Annotated in this window: 11 protein-coding genes; 6 read left to right on the top strand and 5 right to left on the bottom strand. The window is 67.8% G+C overall.

Translation table 11 applies throughout. The features are described from left to right. Positions 1-127 precede the first annotated feature (127 nt). Positions 128-3,487 carry a TIM-barrel domain-containing protein gene (locus AC13GF_RS15625; protein ID WP_483005216.1) on the bottom strand — a complete coding sequence of 1,120 codons (3,360 nt, stop codon included), beginning with the start codon at positions 3,485-3,487 and terminating at the stop codon, positions 128-130. 322 nt (positions 3,488-3,809) lie between these two features. Between AC13GF_RS15625 and AC13GF_RS15630 the strand changes: the two genes are divergently transcribed. From AC13GF_RS15630 to AC13GF_RS15655, 6 genes are all read left to right on the top strand, one after another. After that, on the top strand, positions 3,810-4,964 hold the full coding sequence (locus tag AC13GF_RS15630; protein WP_164115027.1) for an SIS domain-containing protein: 1,155 nt from the start codon (positions 3,810-3,812) through the stop codon (positions 4,962-4,964). Beyond that, complete coding sequence (locus tag AC13GF_RS15635) at positions 4,957-5,895, top strand: ROK family protein (RefSeq protein WP_483005217.1); 939 nt, start codon at positions 4,957-4,959, stop codon at positions 5,893-5,895. The genes AC13GF_RS15630 and AC13GF_RS15635 overlap by 8 nt, the downstream gene beginning before the upstream one ends. Positions 5,896-5,912: 17 nt before the next feature. Next, complete coding sequence (locus tag AC13GF_RS15640; protein ID WP_483005218.1) at positions 5,913-7,247, top strand: D-tagatose-bisphosphate aldolase, class II, non-catalytic subunit; 1,335 nt, start codon at positions 5,913-5,915, stop codon at positions 7,245-7,247. 33 nt (positions 7,248-7,280) lie between these two features. Beyond that, positions 7,281-8,057 (top strand): DeoR family transcriptional regulator, encoded by a 777-nt coding sequence (locus AC13GF_RS15645; RefSeq protein WP_483005219.1) that lies wholly within the window; start codon positions 7,281-7,283, stop codon positions 8,055-8,057. Continuing rightward, positions 8,054-9,181 carry an N-acetylglucosamine-6-phosphate deacetylase gene (gene nagA / locus AC13GF_RS15650; RefSeq protein ID WP_483005220.1) on the top strand — a complete coding sequence of 376 codons (1,128 nt, stop codon included), beginning with the start codon at positions 8,054-8,056 and terminating at the stop codon, positions 9,179-9,181. Before AC13GF_RS15645 ends, nagA begins: the two co-directional genes overlap by 4 nt. Before the next feature lie 169 nt (positions 9,182-9,350). Continuing rightward, on the top strand, positions 9,351-11,153 hold the full coding sequence (locus AC13GF_RS15655; protein ID WP_483005221.1) for an MFS transporter: 1,803 nt from the start codon (positions 9,351-9,353) through the stop codon (positions 11,151-11,153). Positions 11,154-11,205: 52 nt separating this feature from the next. Here the strand turns inward: AC13GF_RS15655 and AC13GF_RS15660 are convergent, their stop codons facing one another. The 4 genes from AC13GF_RS15660 to AC13GF_RS15675 form a co-directional block, all read right to left on the bottom strand. After that, entirely contained in the window at positions 11,206-11,676 is a 471-nt protein-coding gene (locus tag AC13GF_RS15660; RefSeq protein ID WP_483005222.1) for a SecDF P1 head subdomain-containing protein, read from the bottom strand. Continuing rightward, a complete protein-coding gene (locus AC13GF_RS15665) occupies positions 11,673-12,224 on the bottom strand; it encodes an HdeD family acid-resistance protein (RefSeq protein ID WP_006399985.1) in 552 nt (183 codons plus the stop codon). Before AC13GF_RS15665 ends, AC13GF_RS15660 begins: the two co-directional genes overlap by 4 nt. Before the next feature lie 58 nt (positions 12,225-12,282). After that, complete coding sequence (locus tag AC13GF_RS15670; protein WP_483005223.1) at positions 12,283-12,972, bottom strand: ComF family protein; 690 nt, start codon at positions 12,970-12,972, stop codon at positions 12,283-12,285. 96 nt (positions 12,973-13,068) lie between these two features. Further along, positions 13,069-14,238, bottom strand: a complete 1,170-nt coding sequence (locus AC13GF_RS15675; RefSeq protein ID WP_483005224.1) for an L-dopachrome tautomerase-related protein — start codon at positions 14,236-14,238, stop codon at positions 13,069-13,071. Positions 14,239-14,343: the final 105 nt, after the last annotated feature.

The raw sequence follows: 14,343 nt of genomic DNA on the forward strand, positions 1-14,343 counted from the left end.
TTCTCTCCTGGCAGGGGTGCGGCGCGAATGGTGAGCGCGTGGGCGTTCGGCGGGCAAAACGCTCCCGGGCCACGGCCGTGAGGGCCGTAGTCGGAATGGGCGGGGGAGGAGCGGTGTTACGAGGGGGTCATGGGGCGACGATGCTGGCGGAGTCGCCCTCCTGGCCGATCAGCACGGCATTGGCCCAGTTGGCGCAGACCTGGGCGGGTTGGCTGCCCTGCGCACCCAGCGTGCGCAGGCTCAGGGTGGAAAGGCCACGGATGTCCAGCTCCGGCTTGACCACGCCGGGCGCCTTGACCAGGCCGCTGTCGTACAGCAGGCGGTTGTCACCCCAGACCTGGAACTGCAGGCCACCGGCGTTGCGGCAGGCGTCGTCGATGCCGAGGTCGGCACGCAGCAGGTGCCAGCCGCCCTGCAGACGCAGGTCGATGCGACTGGTGGCGCCCACGCCCAGGCCACGGCGGAACTGCAGGCCGTTCATGCGCATGCCGGCGTCGCCACGGAAGGACTGGTCGGTGCGCACCTGGCTGGCCAGCGCGGCCGGCACCGGCAGCTCGGAGAGATAGCGCTGCCGGGCCGGTCGCTCCGGTTCCTGGTGTTCGAGGATGTGGAAGGTGGACAGGGCGATCGGGCCGACGTCGCGCGGCTGCAATGCATCGAACGCGCGGGCGCTGCCCTGTGCCGCAGTGACCATCGGGTCGGTGCTGCTGGCGCCGTCGCCTTCGGGGTTCTGCACGCTCAGCACGCGGAAGCGCAGCAGGCGTCCGGCATGGGCCGGGAAGTCGATGCGCTGCACGCCTTCCTTCAACTGCAGGCGGCCACGCGCGATCGGCTCGCCCCACTCGCCGTTGCTGTCGCCCAGGTAGACCTCATAGTCGCGTACCTGGCCGTGCTTCCAGTTCTTGTCGTTGCGCGGCGCGATGTCGATGCCGTCGATCATCTTTCGCTCACCGAAGCCCACCACCCATTCGTGGGCACCGGTGCGCACGGCCTGGTTGCGAACACTGCGGAACCAGGTGGCCGGATCGTCGTCAAAGGCATTTTCCAGCGCATGGCCAGGCTCTTCGGCCGGGCGGTTGACCACCAGCAGGCTGTCGGCCGGCAGTTCGCGGCCCAGCACCGGTGCGGCCGGATAGGCATCGTCGGCGGTCGCGGCAGCCACCGTGAAGTCCAGCTGCAGCTGCAGCGGCTGGCGGATGTCCTGGGTGGCGGTCCGCACGTGCAGCGTGCCACGGCGTTCCTTGGCATCGAAGTACCAGCCTTCGCTGGCGTTGTTGAACGCTGCTGCATCGGCCAGCGCCGGCAGCGCGCGGCCACCGGCCTGCACCGCACGCGGCGCCTGGCGGCTGAGCACGCGCAGGCCATAACGACGCTGCGCCAGCTGGCCGTTGTATTGGCCCTGCACGGGGTCGATCTGCACCTGCACCGGGCCACTGCCCTGCGCCGGCGCCTGCACGCGGATTACCTGCGTGCTCGACTCGCCCTGCTGGTAGCGACGCGTGTTGCCATCGTCTTCGTACAGCGTGTACTGCGACTCGCCCTGCGGATACAGGTCGAACGTCACTTCATCCAGCGGCTTCTCGCCGTCGAACAGCATCGACGGGTACATCGGCAGGATCGCACCGGCGCGCACGAACAGCGGCAGCGTGGCCAGGTCCACCTGGCGGTCGAGCTGGCGGCCATCGGCAGCGGCCTGCACGCGGCGGCCATCCCAGTAGTCGATCCAGCCGCCGGCTGGCAGATGGATGTCACGGCGCCAGCCACGGCTGGCCGCCTGGCTGCGGTACACCGGCGCCACCAGCAGATCGCGGCCGAGCAGGAACTGGTACCTGTAGGTTTCATCCTGCGCATGCGGATCGCGCGGGTTGTCCCACATCAGGCCACGCACCGGCGGCGCGCCGGTCTGTGCGGCCTCGTGCACCAGCCCGTACATGTACGGGGTCAGGCGCATCTTCAACTTCAGGTAATCGCGGTTGATGCTGCGATAGGGCTCGTCGTACCACCACGGGTGCTTGCGTGCGTTCGACGACCAGCCGCTCATGCCCATCAGCACCGGGGTAAAGGCTTTCCACTGCAGGTCGCGGGTGAAGGTTTCGGCGCTGCCGCCGAAGATCGCGTCGACGTCGCCGCTGGCGTAGGCCATGCCGGACAGGCCCGAACCGACCAGGGTCGGCACGTGCCAGCGGATGTAATCCCAGCTGCTGCTCTGGTCGCCGGTCCATGCCACTGCATAGCGCTGGATGCCGGCCCAGCCCATCACCGTCCATAGGAACGGGCGCGAATCGGAATTGTCGAGGATGCCGTTGAACGCCTGGCGGTTGGCGTCCATCGCGAACTGGTAGCCCTTGCCGGTCCAGGCCACGTCCAGCTTCTGCACGCGGCTGCCGGCCTTGCCCACTTCCCAGGCGATCTTGTCGACGCCGTTCTCGGTCCACAGGCCGGTGCGGAAGCCGTACTTGGCCAGGCCCTGCACGGTTTCCGGCAGCTTCTTGTAGCCGCAGCCGTAGCCATCGTTGGGCAGGATCCAGCCACCGGGCATGTCGTTGGCGCGGTACTGCTTGGCCACCGAGTCGATCACATCCGGCGTGGTGCCGGTCGGGCCGTCACTCCAACCCTCGGGGACGGTGCCGGGCTTCTTGCTGTTGTCGCCATCGTTGTAGCAATCAGCATCGCCGTAAGACAGCGCCCAGCGCGCGACCATGTTCGGGCGGCCGGTCAGCTGGGTGTAGCGCTCGATCAGTTTCGGCAGGTCGGCGCCGACGAAGTAGTACGCATCGAAGCGGTCTTCGCGATGCAGCAGCGTGGCCTGGTCGGCCTCGCGCAGATCGTAGCTGCCATCGCTCCAGGTATTGCGCAGCATGCCCCAGCCACGGCTGCTCAGCAGCATCGGTGCAGGGCTGGGGCGGTCGCCCTCTTCCCAGCCGCCGGAGTAGGACACTTCCAGCTCACGACCCTTGAACTGGTAACGGCCGTTCTGCTGGCCGCCACCGAAGTAGCCCTCATCGGCCTGCGAGGACAGCACCTGCACGCTCTGCGTGGCATCCAGGTCCAGCGGCTGCAGTTCCTGCCACAGCGCGGTGGGCTGGCCGTTGTCCAGGCGTTCCAGGCGCATGCGCAGCGGCTGCCGCTGTACATGCAGCACCAGGGCATCGGTGCGCACGCGGATTTCCTGTGCGTCTTCTTCAAGCTGCGCCTGCACGTTCGCCTTGGGCTGCGGCAGCACGATCGGTGCAGCCTTGTCGCCGGCACCGGTCAGCGTGCCGTTGCGGCCCGCCTGCACGCGGATAATGTCGGTGGCCGGCAATTCGATGCGGATGCGCGCGCCCTTGTCGGTCTGCAGGTCCCAGCCGTGCACGCCATCGCGGCTGGCGCTGGCGGCGACCGAACGCAGGTTGCCGACCGGCTCGGCCTGGGCCGGCATGGACGCCAGCATCAATGCCGGCAACAGGGCCAGCATCAGCGGCGAGCGACGAACGCAGATTTCCACGCGGACTCCCAACCCGTTCACCGGGCGTTTCGAAAGCGATTGGGCCGACTCTAGGGCAGCGATTCGAAAGATGTCAACAAATTGAAAGGAAAAAGGAAGATATATTCCACTGAAACGAAAGTTGTTGCGTTGCAATACTTTGTGTAAGCGCTTGCAGGCGCCTGTTAAGCATTGTGCGATACGGCATTTCGCCATTCCTTTCGTTTTCCTGCGCAGCTCGCGGCGAGAAAAGCCACTCACCCATTTTCTTTCTTTTTACTTTCGATGTTTGACATTTCGAAAGAAAACGCAGATGGTGCGCTGGCCCAACTGGAACCTCCGAATGGACGTCACCCTGCTTTCCGATGTGTCCGCCTGGCAGCGCCTTGGCGGAGCCGATACCGCTACCGAAATCGCCCAGCAGCCCGCGCTGTGGGAAGCCCTCGCACAGGACCTGTCGCGTGCCCGCGACCGCCTGCAGGCCTTCCTCGGCGACAGCCTCAACGATCCCAACCAGCGCGTGCTGTTCACCGGCGCCGGCAGTTCCGGCTTCATTGCCGAAATGGTGGCCGATGCGATCAACGCACAGTGGCCAGCTGATGTGCGCGTGGTGCACACCACCAGCCTGCTGACCCACCCGGCGCTGTACCTGCAGCGCGACCGCCCGACCCTGCTGGTCTCGTTCGGCCGCAGCGGTTCCAGCCCGGAAAGCGTCGCAGCGGTGGACCGCGTGCGCAGCGACGTGGATGACGCGCGCTTCCTCGACATCACCTGCAACGCCGATGGCGAACTGGCCCGCCGTGGCGCTGGCCGTGCCGATACCTGCACCCTGCTGATGCCGTCGGCCAGCTGCGACCGCGCCTTCGCCATGACCAGCAGCCTGACCTGCATGCTGCTGGCCGCACTGACCGTGTTCGATCGTTCGCCGTGGGATGCGCGCGTGGCGCGCCTGAAGCAGATCGCCGCGCTGGCCCGCGAAGGCCAGGCGCAGTGGGATGCACCGGTGGCGGCGCTGGCACAGCGCCCGTTCAACCGCATCATCTACCTCGGCAGCGGCCCGCTGGAAGCGCTGGCACGCGAGTGCGCACTCAAGGTGCTGGAGCTGACCGCCGGCCGCGTGCTGGCGCTGGCCAACACCCCGCTGGGCTTCCGTCATGGCCCGAAGTCGACGCTGGATGGCAACACCCTGGTGGTGGTGCTGCGCAGCGTGCAGCCGCTGGCGCGCCGCTACGAACAGGATCTGCTGGAAGAACTGCGCCGCGACGGCGTGGCCGGCCAGGTGCTGGCGATCGGGCCGCATTCGGACATCGGCGCCGATGACGAATACACCCTTATCGTGCCGGCACTGGACGATCCGTGGCTGGCACCGGTGTGGCTGGGCTTTGCGCAGCTGTTCGCACTGCAGCGCTCGGCCGCGCTGGGCCTGACCCCGGACAACCCGTTCCCGGATGGCACCGTCAACCGCGTCGTCAAGGGCGTCACCATCCACCATGGCTGAGCTGATCGCCCACGCCTGCTACGGCATCGACATCGGCGGCACCAAGATCGAGCTGGTGGCGTGCGATGCGGCGATGCAGGTCACCTGGCGCCGCCGCGTGGCCACCCCACAGGGTGACTACGACGGCTTCCTGCAGGCGGTGGTGACGCTGGTGGCCGAGGCGGACGCTGCCCTCGGCCGCAGCGATGCGGCCATCGGCATCGCCCTGCCCGGCGTGCGTGACCGCCGCAGTGGCCGCCAACTCAGCGCGAACGTGCCTGCACTGACCGGCCAATGCGTGGCGCGGGATCTGCAGGCACGCCTGCAGCGCCCGCTGCACTTCGGCAACGATCTGCAGTGCTTTGCCCTGTCTGAAGCGCACGGCGGCGCGGCTGACGGCTACCCCAGCATGTTCGGCGCCATCCTCGGCACTGGTGCCGGCGGTGGCTTCTGCCTGCAGGGCCGGCTGCTGTCCGGCTTCAACGGCCTGGCCGGCGAATGGGGCCACTGGAGCGTGCCCGGCCATCTGCTGCAGCGCCACGGCCTGCCACTGCTGGACTGCGGCTGCGGCCTGCAGGGCTGCGTGGAGCGCTATGTGTCCGGCAGCGGTGTGGCGATGATCGAACGCCATCTCGGTGGCAGCGCCACCGACGCCAGCGCGGTGATCGCACTGGCCGAGGCCGGCGATGTGCGTGCGCGCAAGGCGCTGGACATCCACCGCGATCTGCTTGGCCACAGCCTGGCCGCGCTGGTGCTGGCGCTGGACCCGCACGTGATCGTGCTCGGCGGCGGCCTCTCGCAGTACGCGCCGCTGTACCAGCAGCTGCCGGCGGCCATCGCCGCTCATCTGTTCAACGGCGTACAGGTACCGCCGATCGTGCCGCCGCGTTTCGGCGATGCCGGCGGCGCACGTGGTGCCGCCCTGCTCGCCTGCCAACCCTCGTTTTCCTGATTGACCGGAGCCTGATCATGTCCCCGTTGCAGACCCTGCTTGCCTCCCACCGCGCCGGTGCCAACGTCGGCCTGTACAGCGTCTGCTGCAGCAACGAGCAGGTGCTGCGCGCGGCCATGCACGTGGCGCTGGCACATGGCACCGTGCTGCTGATCGAAGCCACTTCCAACCAGGTCGACCAGTTCGGCGGCTACACCGGCATGACCCCGCCGCAGTACCGCGATTACGTCGGCACGCTGGCCGATGAGGAAGGCTTCCCGCGCGAGCGGCTGATCCTGGGCGGTGACCACCTCGGCCCGAATGCCTGGCAGAAGCGCCCGGCCGCCGAAGCGATGACCCACGCGCGCGTGCTGATCGAGGCCTACGTCGCCGCCGGTTTCCACAAGATCCACCTCGACTGCAGCATGTCCTGCGCCGATGATCCGGTGCCGCTGCCCGATGCCATCGTTGCTGCGCGCTCGGCCGAGCTGGCCGAGATCGCCGAACGCACCGCCGCCGAACACGGCCTGCCGCCGCCGGTCTACGTGATCGGTACCGAAGTGCCGATTCCCGGCGGCGAAGCCTCCCTTGCCGAGGGCCTGCAGGTGACCACGCCGGCCGCTGCCGCGCAGACCCTGGCGATCCACCAGCAGGCGTTCGATACGCCGCAGCTGCGCGATGCGTGGCAGCGCGTGATCGCGATGGTGGTGCAACCGGGCGTGGACTTCGACCACAGCAGCGTGCACGAGTACGACGCCGCCGCTGCCGGCACGCTGGCCGGTTTCCTCGAACAGCAGCCGCGCATCGTGTTCGAAGCGCACTCCACCGACTACCAGCGCGAAAGCGGCCTGCACGCGCTGGTGCGCGACCACTTCGCGATCCTCAAGGTCGGCCCGGCGGCCACCTTCGCCTACCGCGAGGCGCTGTTCGCGCTGGCTGCGATCGAAGCCGAACTGCTGCCGGCTGCACAGTGCTCGCGACTGCCGCAGGTGCTGGACGAGGTGATGGTGGCGCAGCCGAAGTACTGGCAGTCCTATTACCAGGGCGATGACGCCGCGCTGCGCCTGCTGCGCAGCTACTCCTTCAGCGACCGCTGCCGCTACTACTGGGGCGAGCCGGCGCTGGTAGAGGCGGTGCAGACCCTGTTCGCCAACCTGGAACAGCACGCGCCGCCGCTGGTACTGCTCAGCCAGTACCTGCCGGAGCAGTACCGCGCCGTGCGCGAAGGCACCTTGGCCAACACCCCCACCGCACTGGTGCAGCACCGTATCGGCCTGTGCCTGGGCGAGTACGCCCGCGCCTGCAGCGCCAACCGGGCTGGAACCCGCAAGCAGAACGAAAGTTCGGCTGCCGGCGTTCCTGCGAACGGCTAATCTCTACCTTTTCCCGCGAAACCGAGAATGGCCATGCGCAACACCCGCTCCCGCCGGCAACAGATCCTGCAGCTGCTGATCGAGCACGGCTCGGTGCAGGTGGCCGATCTGGTCGAGCGCTTCGGCGTGTCGGCGGTGACCATCCGCGCCGACCTGACCCACTTCGAGTCGCAGGGCCTGGCCACCCGTACCCACGGCGGCGCCACGCTGGTGCGCACGCCGCCGCAGGAACAGGACATTCACGAGAAGGACGCCCTGAACCTGCCGCTGAAGGAATCGATCGGCGCCTGTGCCTCGCGCCTGGTGCGGCCCGGCGACAACATCATCATCGACTCCGGCTCGACCACGATGACCCTGGCCCGCCACCTTCGCGCGCATCGCGACGTCACGGTGATGACCAACGGCCTGAACATCGCCTGGGAACTGGCCAATGCACCCGGCATCAACGTGCTGTTGACCGGTGGCCTGCTGCGCCAGCAGTCGCTGTCGCTGCAGGGCAGCCAGGCCGAAGCCAGCCTCAATTCGTACAGCTTCGACACCCTGTTCCTGGGCGTGGATGGCCTGGACCTGCAGTTCGGCCTGACCACCCATGACGAAGCCGAAGCCCGCCTCAACCACCGCATGGTCGAGCGTGCGCGCCGCATCGTGGTGCTGACCGATGCCTCCAAGTTCGGCCGCGTCAGCCTGCACCGCATCGCCCTGCTGGACCAGATCCACACCATCATCACCGATGCCGGCATCGACGACGCAACCCGCGAGGGACTGCAGCGGTTGGGCATCGAGGTGATCATCGCCGAGCCCACCGCATGAGCGACACCCGTTCCCTGCATGGCCGCATCCTCACCCCGCTGGGTTGGCGGCGTGGCCACGTCCACTTCGATTCGCACGTGCGCCAGCTGCAGGTGGATGACCACAGTGGTGCCGACGACCTGCAGCTGCCGGTGATCCTGCCCGGCTTCATCGACCTGCATGTGCATGGCGCCGCCGGCGTGGACCTGATGCAGGGCGGCGACGTGGCACGCACCATCGCCCGTACCCATCTACGCTTCGGCACCACCACGCTGCTGGCGACCACCATGACCGCCGGCCTGGATGAGATCGAGCACGCGATGCACGGCGTGGCCGCCACCATGGCCGCACCCGATGCAGACGCCGCCAGCATCGTCGGCGTACATCTGGAAGGGCCGTTCATCAGCCCACAGCGGCTGGGCGCGCAGCCCAACCGCACCATCGAGGCGACGCTGGCACTGGTGCAGCAACTGCATGCGCTGGCGCCGATCCGGGTGATGACGCTGGCGCCGGAAATCGGCGAGCACACCGCGCTGATTCCCGCGCTTTCGGCAATGGGCATCCGCGTGCAGCTCGGCCACAGTGCCGGCACCTACGAAGAAGGTGTTGCTGCCCTGCAGGCCGGTGCCTCCGGCTTCACCCATCTGTTCAACGGCATGACCGGCGTCGATCACTATCGCCCGGGCATCGCGGCGGCGGCACTGGCGCATGCGCAGTACGCCGAGATCATTCCCGACCTGCAGCACATCCATCCCGGCGTGATCCGCCTGGCCGCGCGCGCGATCCCACGCCTGTATGCGGTGACCGACGCGACTGCCGCCACCGGCATGCCCGATGGCGAGTACGCCCTGGGCGAGCAGCGCGTGCACAAGTGCGGCGGCTGCGTGCGCCTGGCCACCGGTTCGCTGGCCGGCAGTGCGCTGACCATGGACCAGGCGCTGCGCAACCTGGTGCAGGTGGGCCTGGACCTGGCCGATGCCTCGCAGCGTGTCTCCACCTTCCCCGCCGCCTACCTGGGCCTGGATGATCGCGGCCGCATCGCGCCCGACGCCCGTGCCGATCTGGTGGTGCTGGACGCCGAGCTGCGTCTGCAGCAGGTGGTGGTTGCTGGGCGCGTGGTCGATTTGAACGCCGCAAACGCCTGATATCTGCGTTTTTGTAGAGCCGAGCCATGCTCGGCTGCTTTTCATACCGACATCGATGACGTCCGTGCCGCGCTTCGCGCGGCAAGCCGAGCATGGCTCGGCTCTACATGAAGCGCGCAAGCGCAATGCCTCAGCCCCGCACCATCCCCGTTATTCCAGGAATACGCCGATGACCGCAGCCGCCGCACCTGCCGTACCCGCCTCCACCGCTCCGCGCTGGCCCGTACGCTACCTGCTCTTCATCGGCGGCCTGGGTGGCCTGCTGTACGGCATCGACATCGGCATCATCGCCGGCGCCCTGCCCTATCTTGAAGCGACCGCCAGCCACGCCTGGCAGCTCAGCAGCCAGCAACTCGGCTTCGTGGTGGCGGCGGTACTGCTGGGCAGCGTGCTGTCCTCGCTGTTCGCCGGCATGATCGCCGACCTGATCGGCCGCCGCGGCGCGATGCTGCTGGCCGGCCTGTTGTTCACCGCCTCGATTCCGATCATGGCACTGGCCTCCGGCTACACGCCGCTGCTGCTGGGACGCCTGCTGCAGGGCATCAGTGGCGGTTTGATCGGCGTAGTGATTCCGCTGTACCTGGCTGAAGTGCTCAGCCCCGAGCGACGCGGACGCGGCGCGGCCATGTTCCAGCTGCTGCTGACCGTTGGCCTGGTGCTGGCAGCCCTGATCGGCCTGTACCACGCCCACGCCGTGGATGCCGCCGCCGAAGCCGTGCGTTCGCTGCCGGTCGCGCAGCAGGCGCAGGAACTGTTCACGGTGAAGGATCACGCCTGGCGCACCATCTTCTGGACCTGCCTGGCGCCGGGCCTGCTGTTCTGCGCCGGTATCTTCTGGCTGTCCGAATCGCCACGCTGGCTGGTGCGCCGCGGCCGCATCGATGAAGCCCGTCGCAGCCTTCAGCGCGTCCTTCCCGCTGCAGACGTCGAGCCCACGCTGGTCCAGATCCAGGCGCCGGAATCGAGCAGCAGCGACGGCAAACGCGACCCGCTGCTCAGCCGCCGCTACGTGGTGCCGTTCGTGCTCGCCTGCGTCGTACTGGCCTGCACCCAGGCCACCGGCATCAACTCGGTGCTGGCCTACGCGGTGAACATCCTCAACCAGGCCGGCCTGTCCGGCTCGGTGGCCAACGGTGCCGACGTGGCGATCAAGCTGCTCAACGCGGTGATGACCGTGGTCGCGCTGCTGCTGGTCGACCGCAAGGGCCGCAAGTTCCTGCTGATGCTCGGCAGTGGCGGCATCTGCGTGGCCCTGCTGGCGGCGGCCACGCTGTTCTTCCAGGCCGAGCGCGGTCGGGCCGATGTGCAGCCGCAGCTGCAGGCGGCGGTCAGCGGCGACGGCCTGCAGCTGGTGCTGGATGACGCGCAGTGGCAGCGCCTGAGCAATGGCATCGACAGCGAAGGCCGACCGATGCAGTTGACGGTGTCGTACGCCTACGGCGACTTCACCAACGTGCGCGCACTGCGCAGCGACAACCTGACCGACCGCGAGCTGCGCGTGGAACGCGCGGGTACCGTGCAGCCGGACAGCGTGATCGGTGCGTTCTTCCGCAAACTCCACCTGAACCCGTTCGCCGACCCGGCCAGTGCCAACCAGGCGCCATTGCGCATCGAGCAGGCCCGCATCGGCCCGGTGCCACCACCTGCACACGGCTGGGCCGTGGCCGCCTGCATCCTGGTGTTCGTCGCGTTCTTCGCGGTCGGCCCCGGCGTCTGCGTATGGCTGGCACTGTCGGAGCTGATGCCGAACCGCATCCGTTCCAATGGCATGAGCATCGCGCTGCTGATCAACCAGTTCGTGTCGACCACCATCGCCGCGATCTTCCTGCCCACGGTGGGGCACTACGGCTATGCCAGCATGTTCGTGTTCTGGGCGGCGTGCACCTTCGTGTTCTTCCTGGTGGCCGCATTCTGGCTGCCGGAGACCAAGGGCAAGTCACTGGAAGAAATCGAGGCCCGGTTCGCCCGGTAGCGGTCGACCTGGGTCGACCTCCGCGCGCAGCGCCGGGGTGTTGGCGCGCCCGTCACTGACCGGTGATGTGCTTCGCCAGCGCCTGCGCCTCGGCAACGCTGGACAGCCCGCTCAGCATCATCGACTCACCGAACGGCCCCTGCACCGTCGCCACCATCAGCACGCGGCCATCCACGCTGATCGCCGCACGCTGGCCCACCAGTGCTGCCGTGCCATCGTGGATGCGCTGGTGCGCTTCGGGCCGATAGCGGATCTGCAGGCCGGGCTGCTTGGCCTCGTCCAGTACGTAGCGCACATCGGCGATGTCGGCACTGCCGGCAATCGGGGGCTCGCGCAGGGCCAGGGTTTCGCCCTGCCACTGCACCGATGTGCCCTTGCCGGCTGTATCGACCGCACTCAGGCGCACATCCACGCCGGGGCGTGGCGCATGATCCTTGCCTGCCAGGGCACCGGGTGTGGCGCCCGGCATGCATCCGGCCAGGGTCAACGCCACGCCCAGCAACAGCGGAAGCGCAGCCCTCACTTCAGCTTCCGCAGCTTGAATGCCACCAGCACCTGCAGCAGCCCATACAGCAGGCTGCCGATGCCGATCCACAGCGTGGTTACCGCCACGCCCGCATATGGGTTGGCCGCGAACAACAGGCCCAGCACCACCGCCAGCACGCCGCTGAGAATCAGCAGCCACTCGCCCTGGATCTGCTTGCGCACGCGGATCGCGAACACGATGCGATAGATGCCGGCCACCAGCAGCCATGCCGCCAGGAACAGCACCAGCACGCTGGCGGTGGCCAGCGGATTGATCACCGCCAGGATGCCGAAGCCCAACGAAGCGATGGCATACAGCGCCAGCCAGCCGCGCGAGGCACCACTGCCCCCGCTGACCAGTGCGAACAGGCTGATGACACCTTCGACAATGGCCATCACGCCCAGCGTCCAGGCCAATGCCATCGCCGCCGACAACGGCCAGCCGATGGCAACGATGCCGAAACCCAGTGCGACAAGCCCGTACAGCAGCAGGATCCACCAGCTGCGCCCAACTGCCGACAACAAGGGAGACAGGGGGGAATTCATGGCCACTCCTTCGATCCGGAACCGGCCTCATCCTAGCCCCTGTGGATGAAGAGGGCGATCACGGCGCCCGCGCGCAGACCCACACACGCACCTCCGCAGCACCGACCAGGCGCAGCGTCTCGGCGACCTCCATCACCGTGCTGCCGGTGGTCATCACGTCATCGACCACGGTCAGCCGCGTGGGCAACGGACCACGAACCGCAAACGCGTCGAACAGATTTTCCCGGCGCTGTTCGGCCGTGCGCTCGGACTGTGGTGCGGTATGCCGCTGCCGGTACAGTCCCTGCCAGACCGGCATCGGCAGCAACCGGCACAGCTCGCCCGCCTGGTTGTAGCCGCGCTGGCGCAACCGGCGATTGTGCAGCGGCACCGGCACCAGCGGCGGACACCACCACGGCGGCGGTGCGCGCTGCATCAACTGCGCCAGCAGGCGCCCGGCCGCCAGATCCTGATGGAACTTGTAGCGGACCAGCAACTGGTCGACCGGCGGCAGGTACAGCAGGCTGGCATGCGTGGCGGCCTGCGGCGGCACCTCCTCGCGACAGGTGCCGCAGACGATCAACGCGGTCTCGGGCAACGGCAACGCACAGCGCAGGCAGGCCCGGCCGGCCCAGGGCAGTCCGGCCAGGCAGGCATCACAGAGATCGAGTCCATCGTGACCCGGGTCACCGCAGACCAGGCAACGAAGCGGTAGCAGCACGCGAAGTGCGGCCTGCAGGTGGCGGACTGGGTCGAAGAAGGCAGACATGCACTTCAGCATGTCGCCGCCCTCAGCGGGTTGCTATCGGGGGCGCCCTCAACGACCCGTAGGCATTTTCATCGCCCGCCTCCTGCCCCGATCACTTCACCGCGTTGGCGCAGGCTTCGCATCCACTCGGGTGCGATACACCATGTACGGCTTCTGTCGGCGATCCACGCCACCATTGAACCCGGCCTGCCGGTGCAGCTGGTTGGCGGTGAAGTACAGATAGCCATCCGGCCCCATCGACAACGTATCCGGCCACAGGATGCGTGGGTCGTGCACCACGGTCGTCCAGCGCCCCTGCGCATCACGGGCATGGATGGCGTTGTGCTCGTAGTCGCTGGCATACAGCCGGCCGTTGGCGTCCATTTCCATGCCATCGGATGCCCCCTTGTCGCCCAGGTCGACCACGGCCGCAGCCAGCGCCGCTTCACTTACGTTGGGATCGCGCAGCAAGGCGGTGGGCACGCTGTACAGATGGCGGCTGGACAACGGGGTATAGAACAGCGTGCTGCCATCGGGCGACAACGCAATGCCATCGGCAGCCACAGTAAATGGCTGCGTCGAACCATCCGCGTTACGCAGCCGCATCTGCTGTCCTTCCACGATCGGTACGAATGCCGGATCCGCCGATGTTGACACATGACCGATCAGGCGCTTGGACGCGGCGCCGGTAGCGAGGTCAATCACGATGATGCCGCCGATGCCGCTCAGCGACGAGTCGGTCACGTAGGCGACGCCCTCGCGACCGACACGGAAATCGAAGCGCACATCGTTGACGTAGGTGCGCGCGTCGATGACGTTGGCCGGGAGCACCAGCGTTCTGGCCACGGTATTGGTGGCCAGATCGATCGCCACCAGCTTGGCGCCGCCGGCCTGTGGTGCAGAGAACCCGGGCGCGGCGGTGTCCAGCACCCACAACCGACCCTGGCCATCGGCCACCACACTCTGCACGCTGATGAAGTGGGCCGCCGGATCGGGACCGTCCTTGCGGTTGATGCGCGCATCCGGATAGGGCACGGCGCGGCCGTCGCGCCATTCGGCCACACTGTAGGGCACCTCATCGCCCCAGCGCGGGAAGTTGACGAAGATCCGACCGGTTTCGGAGACCGCCACACTGGTGGGCATGGCGCCCTCGAAGCGCGCCACCGGCTCGATGATGCCGATGCTGCGCTCGCTGGGCAGCAATGGCGTACCGGCGATGGCCAGCATGGGGGAACTGGCCAGGGCCAGGACGGCAGCCGCCAGACGGCGGATACGGCAGTTGATCATGGTCGCTCTCGATGCAGGTCCGGGTGCAGCCCCGGCGTGGGTGCATCTTCAGCGGCGCACCTGGCATCGGGTAGACGGTGCAACGGGGAATCAGCTTCACTGCAA

This window comes from Stenotrophomonas sp. 22LJNL06-5-1 (assembly GCF_056861455.1).